General features: G+C 33.1%; 19 protein-coding genes. 13 read left to right on the forward strand and 6 right to left on the reverse strand.

The window, feature by feature from the left end; translation table 11 throughout:
- Nucleotides 1-44 precede the first annotated feature (44 nt).
- Nucleotides 45-236: a hypothetical protein gene (locus tag NiCM35_RS00005; protein ID WP_095329029.1), complete on the reverse strand. Its 192-nt coding sequence runs from the start codon at nucleotides 234-236 to the stop codon at nucleotides 45-47.
- Between the two features lie 283 nt (nucleotides 237-519).
- On the opposite strand from NiCM35_RS00005, the gene NiCM35_RS00010 reads away from it, so the two are divergent.
- From NiCM35_RS00010 to NiCM35_RS00020, 3 genes are all read left to right on the forward strand, one after another.
- Nucleotides 520-1,047, forward strand: a complete 528-nt coding sequence (locus tag NiCM35_RS00010) for an RDD family protein (RefSeq protein WP_095329030.1) — start codon at nucleotides 520-522, stop codon at nucleotides 1,045-1,047.
- 140 nt (nucleotides 1,048-1,187) lie between these two features.
- Nucleotides 1,188-2,489 carry an MFS transporter gene (locus NiCM35_RS00015; protein ID WP_095329031.1) on the forward strand — a complete coding sequence of 434 codons (1,302 nt, stop codon included), beginning with the start codon at nucleotides 1,188-1,190 and terminating at the stop codon, nucleotides 2,487-2,489.
- A gap of 325 nt (nucleotides 2,490-2,814) precedes the next feature.
- Nucleotides 2,815-3,720, forward strand: a complete 906-nt coding sequence (locus tag NiCM35_RS00020; protein ID WP_095329032.1) for a chemotaxis protein — start codon at nucleotides 2,815-2,817, stop codon at nucleotides 3,718-3,720.
- 312 nt (nucleotides 3,721-4,032) lie between these two features.
- On the opposite strand, the gene NiCM35_RS00025 is transcribed toward NiCM35_RS00020, so the two are convergent.
- Both NiCM35_RS00025 and NiCM35_RS00030 read right to left on the reverse strand, forming a co-directional pair.
- Nucleotides 4,033-4,263 carry a hypothetical protein gene (locus NiCM35_RS00025; RefSeq protein WP_217279723.1) on the reverse strand — a complete coding sequence of 77 codons (231 nt, stop codon included), beginning with the start codon at nucleotides 4,261-4,263 and terminating at the stop codon, nucleotides 4,033-4,035.
- Between the two features lie 300 nt (nucleotides 4,264-4,563).
- The gene (locus NiCM35_RS00030; protein WP_095329033.1) at nucleotides 4,564-5,031 is read right to left on the reverse strand and encodes a YkyB family protein; all 468 of its coding nucleotides are present in this window, start codon (nucleotides 5,029-5,031) and stop codon (nucleotides 4,564-4,566) included.
- 270 nt (nucleotides 5,032-5,301) lie between these two features.
- On the opposite strand from NiCM35_RS00030, the gene NiCM35_RS00035 reads away from it, so the two are divergent.
- Nucleotides 5,302-7,401 carry a sensor domain-containing protein gene (locus NiCM35_RS00035; RefSeq protein ID WP_433778189.1) on the forward strand — a complete coding sequence of 700 codons (2,100 nt, stop codon included), beginning with the start codon at nucleotides 5,302-5,304 and terminating at the stop codon, nucleotides 7,399-7,401.
- A 306-nt stretch (nucleotides 7,402-7,707) separates the two neighbouring features.
- Here the strand turns inward: NiCM35_RS00035 and NiCM35_RS00040 are convergent, their stop codons facing one another.
- Nucleotides 7,708-8,430 (reverse strand): C39 family peptidase, encoded by a 723-nt coding sequence (locus NiCM35_RS00040; RefSeq protein ID WP_123257399.1) that lies wholly within the window; start codon nucleotides 8,428-8,430, stop codon nucleotides 7,708-7,710.
- A gap of 349 nt (nucleotides 8,431-8,779) precedes the next feature.
- Here NiCM35_RS00040 and NiCM35_RS00045 point away from each other — a divergent pair, with 349 nt between their 5' ends.
- A complete protein-coding gene (locus NiCM35_RS00045) occupies nucleotides 8,780-9,997 on the forward strand; it encodes an EAL domain-containing protein (protein WP_163188179.1) in 1,218 nt (405 codons plus the stop codon).
- A gap of 102 nt (nucleotides 9,998-10,099) precedes the next feature.
- A complete protein-coding gene (locus NiCM35_RS00050) occupies nucleotides 10,100-10,708 on the forward strand; it encodes a DUF3993 domain-containing protein (protein ID WP_123257401.1) in 609 nt (202 codons plus the stop codon).
- 55 nt (nucleotides 10,709-10,763) lie between these two features.
- Here NiCM35_RS00050 and NiCM35_RS00055 read toward each other — a convergent pair whose 3' ends face one another.
- Nucleotides 10,764-11,000, reverse strand: a complete 237-nt coding sequence (locus tag NiCM35_RS00055) for a glutaredoxin family protein (protein ID WP_095329037.1) — start codon at nucleotides 10,998-11,000, stop codon at nucleotides 10,764-10,766.
- A gap of 357 nt (nucleotides 11,001-11,357) precedes the next feature.
- Here NiCM35_RS00055 and NiCM35_RS00060 point away from each other — a divergent pair, with 357 nt between their 5' ends.
- The 5 genes from NiCM35_RS00060 to NiCM35_RS00080 all read left to right on the forward strand — a co-directional run bounded on the left by NiCM35_RS00060 (nucleotide 11,358) and on the right by NiCM35_RS00080 (nucleotide 15,469).
- Nucleotides 11,358-11,594, forward strand: coding sequence for a YkuJ family protein (locus tag NiCM35_RS00060; protein WP_016200943.1), 237 nt, complete (start codon nucleotides 11,358-11,360; stop codon nucleotides 11,592-11,594).
- A gap of 398 nt (nucleotides 11,595-11,992) precedes the next feature.
- Nucleotides 11,993-12,445 (forward strand): cyclic-di-AMP-binding protein CbpB, encoded by a 453-nt coding sequence (gene cbpB, locus NiCM35_RS00065; RefSeq protein ID WP_095329039.1) that lies wholly within the window; start codon nucleotides 11,993-11,995, stop codon nucleotides 12,443-12,445.
- A gap of 100 nt (nucleotides 12,446-12,545) precedes the next feature.
- The gene (gene ccpC / locus NiCM35_RS00070; RefSeq protein ID WP_095329040.1) at nucleotides 12,546-13,445 is read left to right on the forward strand and encodes a transcriptional regulator CcpC; all 900 of its coding nucleotides are present in this window, start codon (nucleotides 12,546-12,548) and stop codon (nucleotides 13,443-13,445) included.
- 88 nt (nucleotides 13,446-13,533) lie between these two features.
- Entirely contained in the window at nucleotides 13,534-14,244 is a 711-nt protein-coding gene (dapD, locus tag NiCM35_RS00075; protein ID WP_095329041.1) for a 2,3,4,5-tetrahydropyridine-2,6-dicarboxylate N-acetyltransferase, read from the forward strand.
- Nucleotides 14,245-14,341: 97 nt separating this feature from the next.
- Nucleotides 14,342-15,469: an N-acetyldiaminopimelate deacetylase gene (locus NiCM35_RS00080; RefSeq protein WP_095329042.1), complete on the forward strand. Its 1,128-nt coding sequence runs from the start codon at nucleotides 14,342-14,344 to the stop codon at nucleotides 15,467-15,469.
- Nucleotides 15,470-15,534: 65 nt separating this feature from the next.
- On the opposite strand, the gene NiCM35_RS00085 is transcribed toward NiCM35_RS00080, so the two are convergent.
- Nucleotides 15,535-16,386 (reverse strand): mechanosensitive ion channel family protein, encoded by an 852-nt coding sequence (locus tag NiCM35_RS00085; RefSeq protein ID WP_095329043.1) that lies wholly within the window; start codon nucleotides 16,384-16,386, stop codon nucleotides 15,535-15,537.
- Between the two features lie 237 nt (nucleotides 16,387-16,623).
- Between NiCM35_RS00085 and NiCM35_RS00090 the strand changes: the two genes are divergently transcribed.
- Together NiCM35_RS00090 and NiCM35_RS00095 are read left to right on the forward strand one after the other, a co-directional pair.
- Entirely contained in the window at nucleotides 16,624-17,070 is a 447-nt protein-coding gene (locus NiCM35_RS00090) for a TlpA family protein disulfide reductase (protein WP_095329044.1), read from the forward strand.
- Between the two features lie 108 nt (nucleotides 17,071-17,178).
- Nucleotides 17,179-17,838, forward strand: a complete 660-nt coding sequence (locus tag NiCM35_RS00095) for a potassium channel family protein (RefSeq protein WP_095329045.1) — start codon at nucleotides 17,179-17,181, stop codon at nucleotides 17,836-17,838.
- Nucleotides 17,839-17,845: the final 7 nt, after the last annotated feature.

The following is a 17,845-nucleotide window of genomic DNA, read 5'->3' on the forward strand; positions in this document are numbered from 1 at the left end:
GAAGAATCTATCCCTGCTCCAAGCTTGCTCTAATATATATTTAATTAGTAACCATAATCCCAATCAACGTCTTCCTCCATTAATAAAAGTTGTTCATGGTTTGATTGATTCAGATGATTTTCTAAAGGCTGTTTCCGATTGTCCATTTTATCTGTTTTTTTCCATATCTCTAAATCGATATTTTCTAGAAAAGTTACCGTTAAGTCATCGTGAAAAAGAATTGCAGTACCCTTCATTGTGTACTCGTCCTCTCTTTAATTAGTTAAATAATTTACGGTTTTCTTCCTTCACAACTTACACTATTAGCGTATTCTAATAACATAAAATCGTCTAGGTTTTTGTTTGATATTTCACAAATTAGAAAAAAACAAATAAACATTTTATGAACTTTTTAAGCAAAGAAGCAGGATGGTTTTTCTAATGTTTATTAATTGTAATTCAACCAGTACCAGTCATTTCATAAAAAAGGTTGTTTAGAAAATAAATACCATTTATCATATTAGAAGGAGGGGAAAATAAATGGTAACAACTATACAAATAGAAGAAAAGGAAAATCATCCTCAATATGCAGGATTTTGGATTCGTTTTGGAGCATGGGCAATCGATAGTATCATTTTAGGTATTCCTTTATTATTTTTTTCTAATATCATTTTTGCTTTATTTATCAGTTCAATGGAAATACCTAATGAATTATTGTTGGATCCAGCAAGTATAAATGCATTATCTGATTCTGAAATTTTATCTCTATTAGGCTCCATAATGACCGCTTTTTTTGGAACGATGGCAGTATGTATGTTTATTAGTCTTTTTTATTATTCACTGTTTCATGCTTCTAAATGGCAAGCGACAATTGGAAAGAAATTATTAGGTTTAAAGGTAGAGGATTTGAAAGGAAATAAGCTTTCTTTCTGGAGAAGTTTAGGAAGATACATAGTATCAAGTCTCCTTTCAGGAATTTTATTAATTGGCTTTATTTTGGCAGCGTTCACGGAGAAAAAACAAGCGTTACATGATTTAATTGTAGGTTCCATTGTTGTAAGAAAATAATTCATAAACTCTGTGGGCTTATCTATAATGTGAGTGAGACGACAAACATTATGGATAAGCCAAATGGTTCTTAAGGGAAACAAACAGGAGTATGTTATTTTATCGCTACATACCCGCTATTTGAGAGGAGAGCTTGATAGATGGAACCGATAACCAATAAAACAGAAATGAAAAAAAGAGGGTTGGCATTATATTTTACTTTGCCCATAATATCATGGGCCCTTTATGATGCGGCTAATACTATTTTTTCGTCTAATATTAATACAATCTTTTTCCCCTTGTATTTACAAGATATGGTTGGTTCGAATGAAGTAACCAAACAGATTGCTTCGACTTTTATTACATATGCGAATGCATTAGCAAGCTTTCTGTTAGTTATCTTTACACCATTATTTGGCGTAATGATGGATCGAACTGGAAAAAAGAAAAAATATATTGTTATTTTAACATTATTAACTGTATTTGGAACCATTGCTATGGGGTTTTTCTCTTTTATCCCGTCTACACAACAAATATTTGGAATTCCGATATCCTTAGCACTTGTTATCCTCTTTTTTGTTTTATCTAAATTTACTTATCATTCTAGCTTAGTGTTCTATGATACGATGATTTCTGATTTAGGAACAAAGGAACAGATTCCATTAATCTCTGGATTTGGTGTAGCCATCGGTTATATTGGAACACTGATTGGATTAACTGTTTATCTCTTTATAGATGAAGGGGCATATAATCAATCCTTTATTCCAACTGGTATTCTTTTTTTACTTTTATCCTTGCCATTATTTTTTTTCATTAAAGATACACCAAAAGAAAATATCCAAAAACAATCTGTTCTTTCTGGATATCGAGAAATAATAGAAACTTTTAAACAAATGAAAAGTTATCGGAAAATTTTCACCTTTATGCTTGCTTACTTTTTTCTAAATGATGCATTAGCCACTACTATTGCGACGATGTCTGCATATGCCAATGCGGTTATTGGATTAGATACTGGTAAATTTATTGTTCTTTATCTTGTGTCAACCATTGCAAGTATTATTGGTTCCTTTGTTTTTGGATATATAACGAAAAGTGTTGGTGCATACAGAGCTGTTCGTTATGTGGGGATACTGTTAGTTATTGCGATTATTATTGCAACGCTTGCTAAAAATGAAGGGTTATTCTGGGTAGCTGGCAGTTTATTTGGAGTGGCGCTTGGAAGTATGTGGGTAACAACAAGAACCTATATCGTTGAAATTACCCCAGAAGAGAAAAGAGGACAATTTTTTGGTTTGTTTGCTTTTTCTGGAAAAGTATCATCTATTATCGGTCCTTTAATATATGGGACAATTACATTGGTTTTTGCTGAGTACGGTAATATTGCAAGTAGATTTGCGCTAAGTTCTTTAATCATTCTAACTATTATCGGATTAGTGATTCATGCACGTATAAAGGAAGACTGATGGAAAAAAGATTTCTTCCTTCCAAATAGAAGAGGAAAACGAAGCTGTTTATGAATGCTAACAAAAGCAAATATTCCGTGAGAAGGTGGAATATTTTCATATTGTTCTTTCATGAATAGCTTTTTATTAGCCTTTTTTTCAAAAAAATGGATACTAAAAATACTATAGGTTGTAGAATAACTTTTCTTCACCTCAAAATTTAGGAAATTTAAAGAGCCTTACTTTAAGAGTAGATAAAAAGTCCGATATAAAAGATAGGTATAAATAATTTGATGTAGTCTGGCTAAATAAGTGAATTTTTAGGCGAGCGAAAGGACAAACAGAAATGAAAAATGATAAAGGGATACTTTTAGAAACGGGAACAAATGAATTAGAAATTGTAGAATTCAGCGTAGGAAAGAACCATTTTGGAATCAATGTGATTAAGGTTAAAGAAATCATTAATCCAGTGCCAATCACGCCAATCCCACACGCACACCCATATATAGAGGGGATTATGGAGTTAAGGGGAGAAGTATTAACTGTTGTTAATCTTGCAAATGTACTTGGTTATCCTCCTTCTGATACTCCTGAAAAGGACAAATATATTGTTTCTGAATTTAATAAAACAAAAATAATTTTCCATGTTCATAATGTAACACAAATTCATCGAATATCATGGGAAAACATTGAAAAACCATCTGAAACGTACTATGGAACGGACAGCCAGATTATCGGAGTAGTAAAATTAAAGGGAGAAATGATTTTATTATTAGATTTTGAAAAAATCGTTGTTGATATTAATCCGGAGTCGGGAATCAATGTTCAACAAGTAAAAAAATTAGGTGATAGAAAAAGAAGTGACAAGAAATTAATTGTTGTGGAAGATTCTGCCCTGTTAAGAAAATTATTAGAAGATACTTTAAATGCTGCTGGATTTCAGGAGATCACCTTTTTCGAAAATGGGCGTGAAGCTTTAGCCTATTTAACAAAAACTATAGAGGATGGTCATTCGGTTGAAGAAGTGGCTCAATTAATGATTACCGATATAGAAATGCCGCAAATGGATGGACATCATTTAACAAAAGTAGTAAAGGACAATCCTAACTTAGCAACATTGCCAATTGTTATATTTTCTTCGTTAATCACAGATGATTTAAGACATAAAGGTCAAGTAGTAGGAGCAAATGCTCAAGTAAGTAAACCTGAGATTAATGAATTAATTCATATTATCGATAACATCATATTATAAATGCTGATGAATTAGCAGTCTGCATGGGAGTTGCCTTTTTGCTTAAGAGAAGGGAAGCGAATCCAGCTTCCTTTGTCTTTAAGAACTACTTTGAGAGACTGGCACATGGGTGACCCAACCAATTATACGGAGAGGTTAATAAAGATTTCGTATAATTGGTTGGGTTTTTATTCTTTTTAGGAAAGAAGGCTTGTGGTAAATACCACAGACTTAAATACACTTCACTTTTCATGGGCTATACCTGTATTATTTCCTGGAGCCTCTTTACAAATAAATTCTTTTCACTATTTTATATTCAAATCAAGCATTATATTATGCATTATTATTTTGCATAATATCTTTATGTATTTTCTCAAATAGTTCTACTGGTAGGGAGTATTTAGTTGTTTTAAAGTTTTGCCAATTAGTAATGATTTCTACCATATTACCCTTTTTCTCAACTTCTAGAAGGGCATTTTCGCCAATATCCCTTACAGATATGAGCCTGTCTCCGTTTTTTTTCTCCGTCTGTTTATATTCATAATTAATACCAAATTTACGCATAATACCTCTCCTTTAAAATAGTTTTATAGTATTACCTTATCATAAGTTATATGTGTGGAGACTAAACAAACATTAAGATAGCCGTAAATAAAATATTATTATTCGGGTTACGGTTTACGTAACAATATTTTTTGAAACACCCTTTTTATACCGTAAAACAGCCACCCCATCATTCCAACTTATGTATGGGGTGGCTGTTTCTTAGGTGAAATGTATCCTAGCTGCATTATAGTATTAATTGCTCTCTTTTAGTTGATATAATCGAGGGGATTACCGTTTTCATTCAAGGTACATTAAAAATTAATAGCTTTCACCAAGTTTTTTAAAAACAGGCTTTTGGTATTTCTTTTTGCGGATTGAATGATTAGGTGGCGTATCTTCTTTTAATCCAGTATAAGTGGATAAAAGCTTTTTAGACTGTGTTAAGGAAAGAGTAGATTTGGGATTTCGAATACTTTGATTGAGAGATCCTAAATGTGGCAATTCCTCAAAATCCTTTTTAGTCGGAGGCAAATGAAATGTATAGTTTTCACACGCAATCAATAAATCTGATTGTTGTTGACTATATTTTGGATTATTTGAGAAGTGTAGACCGATTTTCTTTGCTTTTCCTTCTGCTAATAGTTTATGTAAACTGTCATGCTTTAATTTATATAAAAACTTTGGGTTTGGAGCAGTTTTTGCATGACGGTTTACAACTGAGATTGCTTGAAGAAGATTTACAACAGTAGGTTGTATTGGCGGCGGATATTGTTGCTGCTTATTCAATTGTTTTAACTCTCCCTTCTATTGTTTAGTACAAGTTATTATACTATTTTTTGCGAAAGAAGGAAATAAAAAAGAAATATCTTGTCTATCAAGTGTGCTCCTGAAGCAAGGTTAAGATAAATTTTATTTTAAGAATAGACATAATTTTTTATCTATTTGAGTACAGAAATGGATTCACATGCCGATAATAGTAGTAAAAGAAAAGTTGATAGGTTGTGTACATTTTTTTAGAACAAATTATTATATTGCTGCATGTAAGGAATGAGATGGATGGACAAATATAATGAGAATAGCACAAGTAAGAAAATAATCGCTCAATCCAAATCAAATATAGAGAATATTATTTTTGAAATTATTTTTATGTATATTAAAGATATGGTCTTTATCATGAAAGTAGAGAAAGGGGAAATTTTTCGCTATATTTTTGTAAATGAAGCTGCATTCTTGTTCGCTAAATTACCAATCAACTTTATAGGGAAAAAAATCCAAGATGTTAATTCTGCGTACATATCTGCTAGATTACAAAAGGAATATTCTACAGTGTGTAAGAGGAAGGAAAATCATAGTTATACAGATCAAATCAAGCTTAATGATGGAGAGCTTATCTATGCAGAATCTGTTTTAACGCCTATAAAGGATGATAAAGATGAGGTGAAATACATTGTTTCTATAACGAGAGATATTACAGAATCCATCAAGGAAAAACTTTTATTATATGAAAGTGAACAACGATATCGTTCATTAGTAGAGAATAATTTAGATGCTGTTCTCACAGTCAATTTAGATGGCGTTATACAGGAGGTGAATCCTGCTGGGTTGAAATTAATTGGTTTTAGTGACGAAGCTAAAACGATTTTTTCGCTTTATGATCTAATAGATGAGGAGAATACACTTTTTTATGGTAGTTTTAAAAAGTGTAAACTGACAAAAACATCACAATCAGTTGATTGTAAATTAATAAGTAAAAATGGAAACGAATTATCTGTTCATTCGAAATTCGTACCTATTATAGTGAATCATACCATTAAGGGGATTTATGTCATCTTAAGAGATATTTCAGAAAAGAAGAAGACAGCAGAAAAGATTCAGTTTATGTCTTTTCATGATCAGCTGACAGGACTTTATAATAGACGGGCTCTAATGGAGGCTATAAACCTTGAAATAAAAAGAGCGGAAACAGACCAAGCTGCTTTCGCTTTAATGACCATTGATTTAGACAGATTTAAATATATTAATGATACATTTGGTCATATTGTTGGCGATCAAATTCTTGTAAAAGTCGCGGAACGCTTATTAGAGTTTAATAATTACAAATGCCATGTGTATCGTCAAGGAGGAGATGAATTTAATATTCTTCTTTCGCAAACGAATAGACAAGAAGTAGCAAGTATTGCTCAACAAATACTTTCAACCTTTGCTAATTCTTTCTATCTAGATTCTCAGGAATATTATATAAGTCCCAGTATAGGAATTAGTATGTATCCACAGGATGGAGAAGATATTGAAATATTGATTAAAAATGCTGATGAGGCACTTTTTCGAGTAAAAGAAAGAGGCAAAGCACACTATCAATTTTATCGTTCCGATATGACAACAGCTTTAACTAATATAGTATCAGTTGAAACAAAATTGCGAAAAGCTGTTCAAAGGAATGAACTGAAATTGTATTATCAGCCGCAAATTGATTTGAACAATTATACTTTCAATAGCTTTGAAGCGCTATTACGGTGGGAGAGTCCCTCCTTAGGCTTGGTTGCTCCCAATGACTTTATACCCCTTGCGGAGGATACGGGTCTCATAATATCGATTGGCAATTGGGTTATTGAAACGGCGTGTGAGCAGATAAAAATTTGGAAGTCACTTTACAATCTAGATGTCAGAATCGCTGTGAATATTTCTCCCAAGCAATTTCAACAACCTAATTTTGTAGAAGTGATTCGCGAGGCTATCAAAAAATATAACATTCAGCCATTCCTCTTAGAAGTGGAAATTACAGAAGGGGTTATGGAGAATATTAAAGAAGCAGTTCCTATTTTGCGGAATTTAAAGGAGTTGGGTGTTATTATTTCTGTTGATGATTTTGGAACCGGCTATTCTTCTCTTAGCTATATAAAGCAATTTCCCATCGATGTGTTAAAAATTGACCAGTCTTTTATTAAAGATGCTGTGACAAGCGCAAAGGATGCTGCCATTACAACCACTATTATTCACTTAGGTCAAAACTTAGGAATGGAAGTAATTGCAGAAGGTGTCGAAAATAAAGATCAGGAAGATTTTTTAAAGAAGGCAAATTGTCAGAAAGCACAAGGTTATTATTATTCAAAGCCATTGACTTGTGAAGACGCAGAACAATTTCTTAGGCAGTTTTAAACATGATTGATGAGCGGAGAACATAAACTTTTAGGAGGGAAGGATGGTTGGCAAATTTGCCATTATAATTTAAGTGTATAGTTAAGACTGGATTTTTATTAGGAATAATAGGGAGGAGAGTAAGCCAGCCTGAATACACGATCCTAAGCGCGTCAAGAAGACTCATACCGGTGTTTGCCCGCATACAAAGTAAAGTGTATTCAAGCTGCTTGCTTATTACTTGCAGCAAATAACAAAGGGAATCAGTCAGCCCACTAAGAGTTATTCAGCTTTAACCAATATTAAAGTGAAAAAAACTTTTTGGCTTTACCGATAACTAATTGCTCTTGACTTTAAAGCATGCCAGGAGTCAATAAAGTTTTTTTTATTTACCTTGACGTTTTTCTTACCAGATAAGGGATCATTTAAGTAAACATGCTCTTTACTGAACCCGACTAAAACAACTGCATGTAAATCTAATGGCGTTTTAATTGTTCTTCCATTATGTTCCCATGATTCCCATCTATCAGGTAAACGATAATCCCCTGTCGTCCATACGACAATTGGGTAACCATTCTCAACATGTTTCTCTAAGTCATGAAAAGAGGAATTTGTTAAATTAACTGCTCTTTCAGGTAAAAATTTGTTAACAAGGTCTTCCATCGGTCTATCAAACACAGCATAACCAGCCTTTTTCCCAGTCATATCTCCAACAAATCCAGTAGAAGGATCTCCCCATTTAATAATATTTCCGTTTTTTCGGACTAATGGATCTAAGTCCTTCTCTATGTCTTTAAAAAGGTCCATTTTCGTTACTTTAACACCAGCATAATTTAAGACCATGGTTAAACTTGTTACCTCACATCCATATCGTAATTCTGGATTTTGTTTTACCAAAGGAACATCTAATAGTATTTTATTAGAGGAGCTTGATACTTGACTTACTATTTCGCTTTTTTGTCTTGGATGGTCATCAATATGGAAGTATTCCCAAACTTGCTCCGAACCAAAAAAGGGAGCGAGCAAAAGTAATAGTTTCAACAACTGCATATGACTGCCTCTTTCTTGCCAACTCCTAACGTTATCATACGAAATTCTCATCAAAATATGAGGGCATATTATTACCAAAAAGGTTAAATTAAGTTGATTCAAATTTAGACTTCATCCATAATGATAGGGTTGAATAGAAAGAATTTTCTATCATTATTTCGAAAGCTAGGAGTTTATATGATATAATTAGGCTTATTTAAATTTCTTAATATAAAGTGAAGAACCTTTGCTAACTAATTAATAAATCCATTTAAGTATAGGGGTTTTTTATTTGAAAAGCGTCGATTTGACAAAGTTTAATTATGATATGCAAAGGAGCTTGCTTTTCTTATAGGGAGGCGATCAAAATATGGATGCTTTGGATATTTTGACTGATTTAGAAAATGTCATCCCTTATTTTCAAGCTATTTTTAGCGCTGATGAACATCGGGTTATTGGATATGAGGTATTAGGTAGATATAATGGGCAAGATGGAGCGGAAAGTCTTGGTGACTTTTTTGCAGATGAAGGAATTCCAGATGAATACAAGCTTGAAGTAGATCAAGTTATTTTGACAAAAGCTTTAGATAAAGCTTTATCTCTTGATGAGGACGTATTGCTTTTTATCAATAGAGATGCTGAAATGCTGATGAAGGATGATGGAGAAGCCTTTTTAGATACCTTATTGGAGTACGAAGGGAAAGGTATCAAGCTGAATCGAATCGTTCTAGAGCTATCCGAAAGAAATTATCAAGGACAATTTGATCATTTAGATCATTTACTAATTTACTATCGCACATATGGTATAAAGATTGCGATTGATAAAATGGGAAGCGATAGCAGTTATCTTGACCGTCTAAGTGATTTAGGGCCTGATATTTTGAAAATTGATCTATTGGCTTTGCGGTCTACGTCCACCTCACATACTTATCAAGATGTATTGTATTCATTATCTATGCTTGCTCGAAAGATTGGTGCTACTTTATTATTTGAAAATATCGAGATGGTTTATCAGCTTCAATTCGCTTGGAAAAATGGAGGAAGATTTTATCAAGGGTATTACTTACATTATCCAGAGGAGAATTTCGTTGAACGTAATAGTAGAAAAGAAACATTGAGAAACATGTTTCATGAATTTATCCTTTCAGAAAAGAAGAAATTAGCGACGATTTATGATTTAACAGAAGAGTTTCAAGGTCAATTACAAGCATTGCTTGTCAAATACAAGAAATATTCTTCCTATGAAGAGTTATTAAAATTATTGTCAGCTGAGTTAACAGAGGCTGCTTTTCGAATGTATGTTTGTGATGAAGATGGGTTTCAGAAATCTGCCAATATTATTAAATATGAGAATGATTGGCTTATACAACCTGAATATGCACATAAAAATTGGAGTTGGAGACCATATTTTTTAGAAAATATTATGAAGATGCGAAATGAAAAAAAAGGGATATTATCTGATCTATACAGTGATATTGAAACCGGCGAAACGGTTAGGACGTATTCTTATCCGTTAAATTCAAAAGAATATTTATTTATTGATTTATCCTATAATTATCTTGATCGAATGAAATTATTGCTTCCTTAACAACAAGCTGAAGAGATTTTCTCTTCAGCTTGTTTTATTAGGAATAGAAAGGGTATGGAAGAGTAATGAAGTGGTAGAGCAATTAGAGAAGGGAAGGATTTGATGAAAAAAAGCTTCTTTATCTTATTGATTATTTCTATGTGGAGTGTTTTTCCGTATTCCATTGACGCCGCCAGCCGTTTGACAAGTAGAGAGGAAGTATTCGCTTTTGTAGAAAAGGCATTCCGGGCACAAGTATCATTAAGTAAAGAAGCGAGAGAAATGGAGGAGATAGAAGAAATCTTAACGCCTTATTTTTCAGACAAACTAATTTATTTATTTCTTAATGAAAACCTGAAGGGAGAACAAGGGAACTTTTTTACATATGGTAATGAATTTGGTAAATATTATCTACCTTTTTATCAATTATCAGAACAAACTTTTGTAGAACAAGAAGAGAATAGTATACTCCTATATGAATATTATGAACCAATTGTTATTGGAGAAAAAGTATATGAAGGTTCTTATGAAGGGATTTTGATCAGAAAATTGAATAATAAATGGCTTATAACAAATATGTTTTCAGATAAAGAGGTAAGGTCCATTTTAAAGAGTAAAGAAAAAAACTATAGTACTTTAGTGTATATGCCGTTATTTTCCATTGATAATCAAGTTACTTATATAAAGAATGAGAATAAAAACTATAATGATGTCAACACAAATCATCTCTAATATAATCATTTTAAAGTTTATGGCGCACATTAGGTGCTGTACGCCACAATAAGTATTAAGAAAGATTCAAAGCTTCCTTTAGCTTTTCCAAATCAAATCCATAAATGACCGTTCCATCAATTACGAATGTTGGAGTGGAAAAAGATTGATATTTCTTTATTAAGTCTTTTTTGGCATGAGGGTCCTTTTGAATATCTCTCATTTCGAAATCAAAACCATGTTCTTTTAAGAATAGCTTTGAATATTCGCAAGGGGGACAATCTGGTTGAGTAAACAATGTGATTTGATGCATAATGCTCCTCCTACTTTTATCTTTAACTAAAATCATACAAAGAAAGTTATTATCATGCAATTCTTTTGAGTGATAAAAGAAGTTCTTGTCATCATTTTAGCAAGAAATTATGCTCCTAAGGAAAGTGTGTATGTTAATTTGTGAAATGGTAAGAATATTCAGAGGAAATAAATAATAAAAAAACACCGAGTTTTTTTCAGTTTTACTTGGACAAACTCTCGACAATCTTTTATTCTGTTAGTATTGGCATTTTACACAAGAGGCGAATTGTAACTAAATTAAACGAAGAAAGTGTATAGAAACATGCTAATAGTGAAACCTATGCTTAATAAAGGTTTGTTTGAAAGGAGAGAGAGCATGTCACAATTACAAGGCATATTAACAAGATTGAAAAATCTACAAGAGCAGGCAACTGGGGGAGAACCAACTCAACGTTTCTTTGAGGTAAATGGAGAGAGAAAGTGTCAAGTAACATTTCATCCGAAAACTGAGACGTTTGAACTAGAAGTATATAATGACAAGGAAAAACCAAAAAGATATCAATTTGATAATGTTGATATGATTACGATTGAGATTTTTGATTTAATTCAGTAATCTTATTTAAAAAAATCTTCAGCAAGGTGGAACAGTCCATTTTGCTGAAGGTTTTTTTAGTTTTTAGTACTAACAGCTAGTAATTCAGGAGAATTTAATCAATATTAGGATAAAAAGCTCTAAAGATTGAAAATATTTCCTACATGAAAAAAACATGAGAATCCATACTAATGGTTGAGGTGATAAACATGATGCCAATGGTTATTTGTCCAGAATGTTCACAGGAAGAAAAACTGGAAAATGTCTTAACTGCTCAATCTAATCAAAATGTGATTTTTCGATGCCCACATTGTCAACTGCTTGTAAGGAATATAAAAACGAGTAAGGGTTAAAAGAGCATAATGCCGAGAACTATGATAAAATGAGATATAAATATATTTTGTGAGGAGTTTTCGGCTATGATAAGTATGCACAGCGAAGAGTTTTTAAACATTACTTTACAGGACTTATTAATTCCATCTGAACGAGTAGCACATGTGCAGATAGGAAATAGTTTAGAACACGCTCTGCTTGTCTTAACAAAAAGTGGATACTCAGCAATACCAGTATTAGATGCTCATTATAAACTCCATGGCTTAGTCAGCACTCCGCTCATCATGGATAGCATATTAGGCTTAGAAAGAATTGAATTTGAGAAGCTTGAAGAAATAAAAGTGGAAACAATTATGAATAAGGTAATACCAAGAGTGAAGAGCAATAGTTCTGTATTACATACGATAAAATATTTAGTAGACCATCCTTTTATTTGCGTGGAAACAGACGATGGCTATTTTGATGGAATTTTAACAAGAAGATCCATACTAATGCGACTTAATATTTATTTGCATCAACTCAATCAAAATGAACGCTAAAAGTAATATTCCTTCATCTACGGCTACCGCTCTTGTCTGCCTCTTCATTAGAGATGTATCCCTCTTTTGATAACAATTTTTATTTTATGAGGATAATGTCATGTCAACGATTTCTGAATTACAACTATTAACTGTACTTTCACAGGAAATGAATATGCGCAAAGCAGCAGAGAGATTATTTGTCACCCAGCCAGCTCTTTCTCAAAGGCTGCAAAATATTGAGAAAGACTGGGGAACCCCGTTATTTATTAGGTCACAAAGAGGCCTTTCTCTTACTGCAGCTGGCGAATTAGTAACGACATTTGCAAGGGAAACATTAAAAAAAGAAGAAGAAGTAAAAGAATCCATTCATGCATTTAAAGAAGAAGTATATGGAACATTAAAAATAGCTGTCGCAAGTATAGTTGGACAAAATTGGCTTCCAGAAGTATTAAAACGATTTGTTGAGCGCTATCCACAAGCAAAAGTATCATTAGTAACTGGTTGGAGCAGCGATATGATGAAATCAGTTTCAGAGGATAATATGCATATCGGTATCATAAGAGGTGCATCTGATTGGAAAGGGATAAAAATGCATTTATTCGATGATCCACTTTATTTAGTGGATCGAGAAATTGCTAAGTTAGAAGATATTGCCTTAACTGATCGACCGTTTATCCAGTTTAAAAGTGATTCTAACTATTACGAAGAAATACAAGTTTGGTGGCATCAGAATTTGCAAATGCCTCCTAAGAATACTATTGTTGTAGATCAAATTGAAACATGTAAACAGCTTTCTTTTAATGGCATTGGATATAGTATCTTACCTTCCATTGCCTTAAGAAAAGCTGATGAGTCACTATCAAGAATACCATTATTTAATGATAATAATAAACCTATTACAAGAGGGACTTGGTTAATTGGCTATGAAGCGAATTTTCAATTAAAGCAAGTTCAAGCGTTCATAGAGATTGTCAATGAATACCTTGAAGAAGAAAAAGTGAAAGCAATTAATCCTTAATATTATAATAATAATTGCTTGTTTTCATAACTTTTGTTTGGTAAAGTAATTTTTATATTGTAATTTATACATAACTGGAGGTAAAGAAATGAAAATGATGGATGCAAATGAAATTATTTCATTTATTCAAAATAGTACAAAATCTACACCTGTTAAGGTATATGTAAAAGGGGATTTATCAGCTGTTGAATTTGGTGAGAATATCCAAACCTTTATTAGCGGGAATTCTGGTGTGATTTTTGGAGAATGGACAGACATTCAAAGTGTAATTGAAGCTAATAAGGATAAAGTAACAGATTATGTAGTTGAAAATGATCGTAGAAATTCCGCTATTCCTTTATTAGATTTAAAAAATATTAAAGCTCGTATTGAGCCAGGCGCAATTATTCGTGACCAAGTTGATATTGGTGATAATGCTGTTATTATGATGGGTGCTGTTATTAATATTGGTGCTGTTATCGGCGAAGGCACAATGATTGATATGGGAGTTATTATGGGTGGACGAGCTACTGTCGGTAAAAACTGTCATATTGGAGCAGGTGCAGTATTAGCTGGTGTAATTGAGCCTCCATCTGCTAAACCAGTTATAATTGAAGATGATGTATTGGTTGGTGCAAATGCTGTTATTGTAGAGGGTGTAACTGTAGGAAAAGGGTCTGTAGTTGCTGCAGGAGCTATCGTATTAGAAGATGTTCCAGCGAATACATTAGTAGCAGGAGCTCCTGCACGAGTAGTAAAAGAAATTGATGATAAAACAAAATCAAAAACAGAAATTATGCAAGAGTTACGTCAATTATAATTTTGATGAAAAGCGTGGAGAAACTTCCGCGCTTTTCTTGTAGGTAATCTAATGAGCTATGTAAAATTGTATAAAAAAGGAAGAGTAGGGGAGCTATATGGGGAATACGATAGATTTAGTTACTATTCGCAGACAGCTGCATAGAATTCCGGAGCTTGGATTTAAAGAATTTAAAACACAGCAATATTTACTACAGATGATTCAAAGCGTCGCAGATGAACGTGTAGAAGTGAAAACATGGAAGACTGGGATTATCGTAAAAGTGAATGGACTTAATCCAACAAAAACGATTGGCTATCGTGCTGATATGGATGGATTACCGATTGTGGAAGAAACATCATTATCCTTTGTATCAGAGCATCCGACTGAAATGCATGCTTGCGGTCATGATTTTCATATGACGATCGCATTAGGTGTGCTAACTAATATTATTAATAATCCAATTAACGATGATGTGGTATTTATCTTTCAACCTGCAGAAGAGGGACCAGGCGGTGCTGAACCGATGTTGAAAAGTGAGGAGCTCCAAGCATGGAAGCCAGATATGATAATAGCTCTTCATGTTGCTCCGGAATATCCTGTAGGGACGATTGCGATTAAGCCTGGCTTATTATTTGCGAATACATCAGAACTCTTTATTGATTTAAAAGGGAAAGGGGGACATGCAGCCTATCCTCATTTAACAAATGATATGGTTGTTGCTGCATGTACATTAGTATCCCAGTTACAGTCCATCGTGTCTAGAAATATAAATCCACTTGAAAGTGCTGTTGTAACGATTGGGAAAATCACAGGCGGAACGGTTCAAAATGTTATCGCCGAAACAGCAAGGCTAGAAGGAACGATGCGTACGCTTTCTAGTGAAGCAATGGAAAAAGTAAAAAAACGCGTTCAATCTTTAGTAAAAGGAACTGAAATCGCCTATGACTGTGAATGCACCATTGATTTCGGAAGTGGTTATTATCAAGTCTATAATAATGAGTTATTAACGAAAGAGTTTATGGATTTTATTATAGAGGAAACAGAAGCAACCTTATTTGAATGTAAAGAAGCCATGACAGGGGAAGATTTCGGTTATATGTTAAAGGAAATCCCAGGATTTATGTTTTGGCTAGGAGTTGACTCTACCTTTGGATTACATCATAGCAAGCTTAATCCGAAAGAGGATGCTTTACAGTTGGCTGTAAATGTATTAACAGCGTATTTAACCAAAAAAGGCAATTAAGAATAGAGGAACTCTGTTTTATATAAAAGAGAAGGCTTACTGCAAAATGGACAGTAAGCCTTTTTTTAACTCTTTTTATCTACTATAATCGGAGTTTCTGGAAGTTTAATACCATTTTCATCAAGTGCGATTTTTACTTCTTGTCTGATTAATCGTTCGACACCCCATTGCTCCATATTGATTGTTTTGGCTAGTATTCTAATAGTAAGAGTATTTGGTCCCATGTTTTGTATGCCAACCACATCTGGTCCATCCGTAATGACTGTGTTTTCTTTGGCGATATGTTCACATAGAGCCTTTAAAATTTCTAATGTTTTTGGTATATTATTATGTACAGAAATTTCTATATCGACTAAAGCTTGCATTTCTCCCCGAGAATGGTTACTAAGCTGTGTGATTTCTCGATTAGGAATAAAGTGCAATGTTCCATCAGCACCTCTAATTTGTGTTGTTCGCAGCCCTACTTGTTCGACAGTACCTGAAAAATCCCCTATCGATACAAGTTCCCCCACATCTAACTGTTTTTCTAATAACAAAAAGAATCCTGATACTAGGTCACTTACTAAACCTTGTGCACCAAAACCAACTGCTAATCCAATAATACCAGCTCCAGCTAATATGGCTGTTGCATCAATTCCTAGCAATTGAAGAATAGTAATAATGAGTATAAAAAATAATACATAGGTAATTAGATTATTCGTTAAGCTTTCTAAAGTGAAGGCTCTGCCACGTGAGATAGAATGCTTTTGAATATAAGTTTCGAATAATTTATTTATTACCTTTTTAGCCATCTTTTTGATGAAAATATAACTTAACAGAATCAAGATAATTTTTAACGCTAATAGAGAAGATTCTAGAAGGAAATCTCCCCATTCTATATTTTGGATATACGTTTTTAGTTTATCAACATAAATCATTAGAAATTGTACTCCTTTTAATGAAAAATAAGTTTTTTCTTTTTATTCCCTTTAAAGTATTTGATAAACTAGGAGATGGATCTATTAAGCTTCGGATAAGTTAGTTACTTGATAGATTTGCAAATAAGGATACTCTGTTTATCTAAAAGCGGGGAGACATGATTCACTAACTTTTTATGTGATTAGTTCAGCAAAAAATATGCGTATAGGAATAAAAAGAAAGAAGGTAACGAATCATTGAAAATAGGTGAGCAACTTCCAAACTGGAATACTCCGACCATATGGATTAACGGGGAAACAAAGCTTACAAATGAAATAGGCGATAAGCTGATTTTAATGCACTTTTGGTCTGTAAGTTGTTATTTTTGTAAAAGGGCTATGCCCGAATTAAACCAATATAGGGAGTTATATCAAGATAATCTTCTAATAATATCTGTGCATTTCCCTCGAACAGAGCGAGATTTAGATATTGATTTAATAAAAAAGACTGCCAAGACGTATAGTATGACACAGTCCATTTATGTAGATCATGATTTTCAGCTAGCCAAGGCATTTTCGAATGAATATGTTCCCTCCTACTATTTATTTGATAGGGAAAGAAAGCTGCGGTACTACCAGGCGGGCGGAACTAATTTAAAAATGTTAAATACACGTATCAACCGTGTCATAAATAATCAACAATAACTGGCTGGAAAACAATCATTAGCTTTTATATATTAATCAAGTGGTTTAATGTTATAATAAGGACGATTTATTTAGGTGAAATTTTTATAATTGTTGGAGGATTTTATTGTGAAAAGAGCATTTGCGGTTATTGGCCTTGGAAGATTTGGTGGTAGTATTTGCAAGGAATTGACCGAACTAGGTATGGATGTAATGGTCATTGATAAAAGTGAAGAAAAAGTAAATGAATACGCAAATCTAGTTTCGCATGCAGTGGTAGGTAATGCGGTAGATGAAACAGTATTGAAAGGTCTTGGGATCCGTAATTTTGACCATGTTATTGTTGCAATAGGGGAAGATATCCAAGCAAGTATTTTAACAACTTTAATGCTGAAAGAATTAGGTGTGCAAAATATAACGGTAAAAGCCCAAAATGATTATCATGAGAAAGTACTAAGTAAAATTGGAGCAGATGCAGTTGTTCATCCTGAAAGGGATATGGGCAAGAGAATAGCTCATAATATTGTCTCTAACAATGTCCTTGATTATTTAGAGCTATCGGATGAGCATAGTATTGTGGAAATTAAAGCAAGTCATAAATTAGATGGTCGTTCGATCATTGATTTAGATATTCGTGCCAGATATGGAATCACTATTGTTGCCATAAAAAGAGGGAAGGAAATTATCGTTTCTCCTCAAGCATCAGAATCAATTAGAGAAAAGGATATCTTAATTGTAATTGGAGCTGACTCGGATATTAATCGTTTTGAGAAAAAGGTTATGTCTTAACAAGAAA

This window comes from Niallia sp. M35, assembly GCF_050971705.1.
GTDB classification, from domain to species: Bacteria; Bacillota; Bacilli; order Bacillales; family Cytobacillaceae; genus Niallia; species Niallia circulans_A.

Bases quoted from the DNA above. Each gene is read 5' to 3' on its own strand.
- NiCM35_RS00005 (WP_095329029.1), bottom strand. From the start codon at position 236: ATGAAGGGTACTGCAATTCTTTTTCACGATGACTTAACGGTAACTTTT.
- NiCM35_RS00010 (WP_095329030.1), top strand. From the start codon at position 520: ATGGTAACAACTATACAAATAGAAGAAAAGGAAAATCATCCTCAATAT.
- NiCM35_RS00015 (WP_095329031.1), top strand. From the start codon at position 1,188: ATGGAACCGATAACCAATAAAACAGAAATGAAAAAAAGAGGGTTGGCA.
- NiCM35_RS00020 (WP_095329032.1), top strand. From the start codon at position 2,815: ATGAAAAATGATAAAGGGATACTTTTAGAAACGGGAACAAATGAATTA.
- NiCM35_RS00025 (WP_217279723.1), bottom strand. From the start codon at position 4,263: ATGCGTAAATTTGGTATTAATTATGAATATAAACAGACGGAGAAAAAA.
- NiCM35_RS00035 (WP_433778189.1), top strand. From the start codon at position 5,302: ATGGACAAATATAATGAGAATAGCACAAGTAAGAAAATAATCGCTCAA.
- NiCM35_RS00040 (WP_123257399.1), bottom strand. From the start codon at position 8,430: ATGCAGTTGTTGAAACTATTACTTTTGCTCGCTCCCTTTTTTGGTTCG.
- NiCM35_RS00045 (WP_163188179.1), top strand. From the start codon at position 8,780: ATGGATGCTTTGGATATTTTGACTGATTTAGAAAATGTCATCCCTTAT.
- NiCM35_RS00050 (WP_123257401.1), top strand. From the start codon at position 10,100: ATGAAAAAAAGCTTCTTTATCTTATTGATTATTTCTATGTGGAGTGTT.
- NiCM35_RS00055 (WP_095329037.1), bottom strand. From the start codon at position 11,000: ATGCATCAAATCACATTGTTTACTCAACCAGATTGTCCCCCTTGCGAA.
- NiCM35_RS00060 (WP_016200943.1), top strand. From the start codon at position 11,358: ATGTCACAATTACAAGGCATATTAACAAGATTGAAAAATCTACAAGAG.
- cbpB (WP_095329039.1), top strand. From the start codon at position 11,993: ATGATAAGTATGCACAGCGAAGAGTTTTTAAACATTACTTTACAGGAC.
- ccpC (WP_095329040.1), top strand. From the start codon at position 12,546: ATGTCAACGATTTCTGAATTACAACTATTAACTGTACTTTCACAGGAA.
- dapD (WP_095329041.1), top strand. From the start codon at position 13,534: ATGAAAATGATGGATGCAAATGAAATTATTTCATTTATTCAAAATAGT.
- NiCM35_RS00080 (WP_095329042.1), top strand. From the start codon at position 14,342: ATGGGGAATACGATAGATTTAGTTACTATTCGCAGACAGCTGCATAGA.
- NiCM35_RS00085 (WP_095329043.1), bottom strand. From the start codon at position 16,386: ATGATTTATGTTGATAAACTAAAAACGTATATCCAAAATATAGAATGG.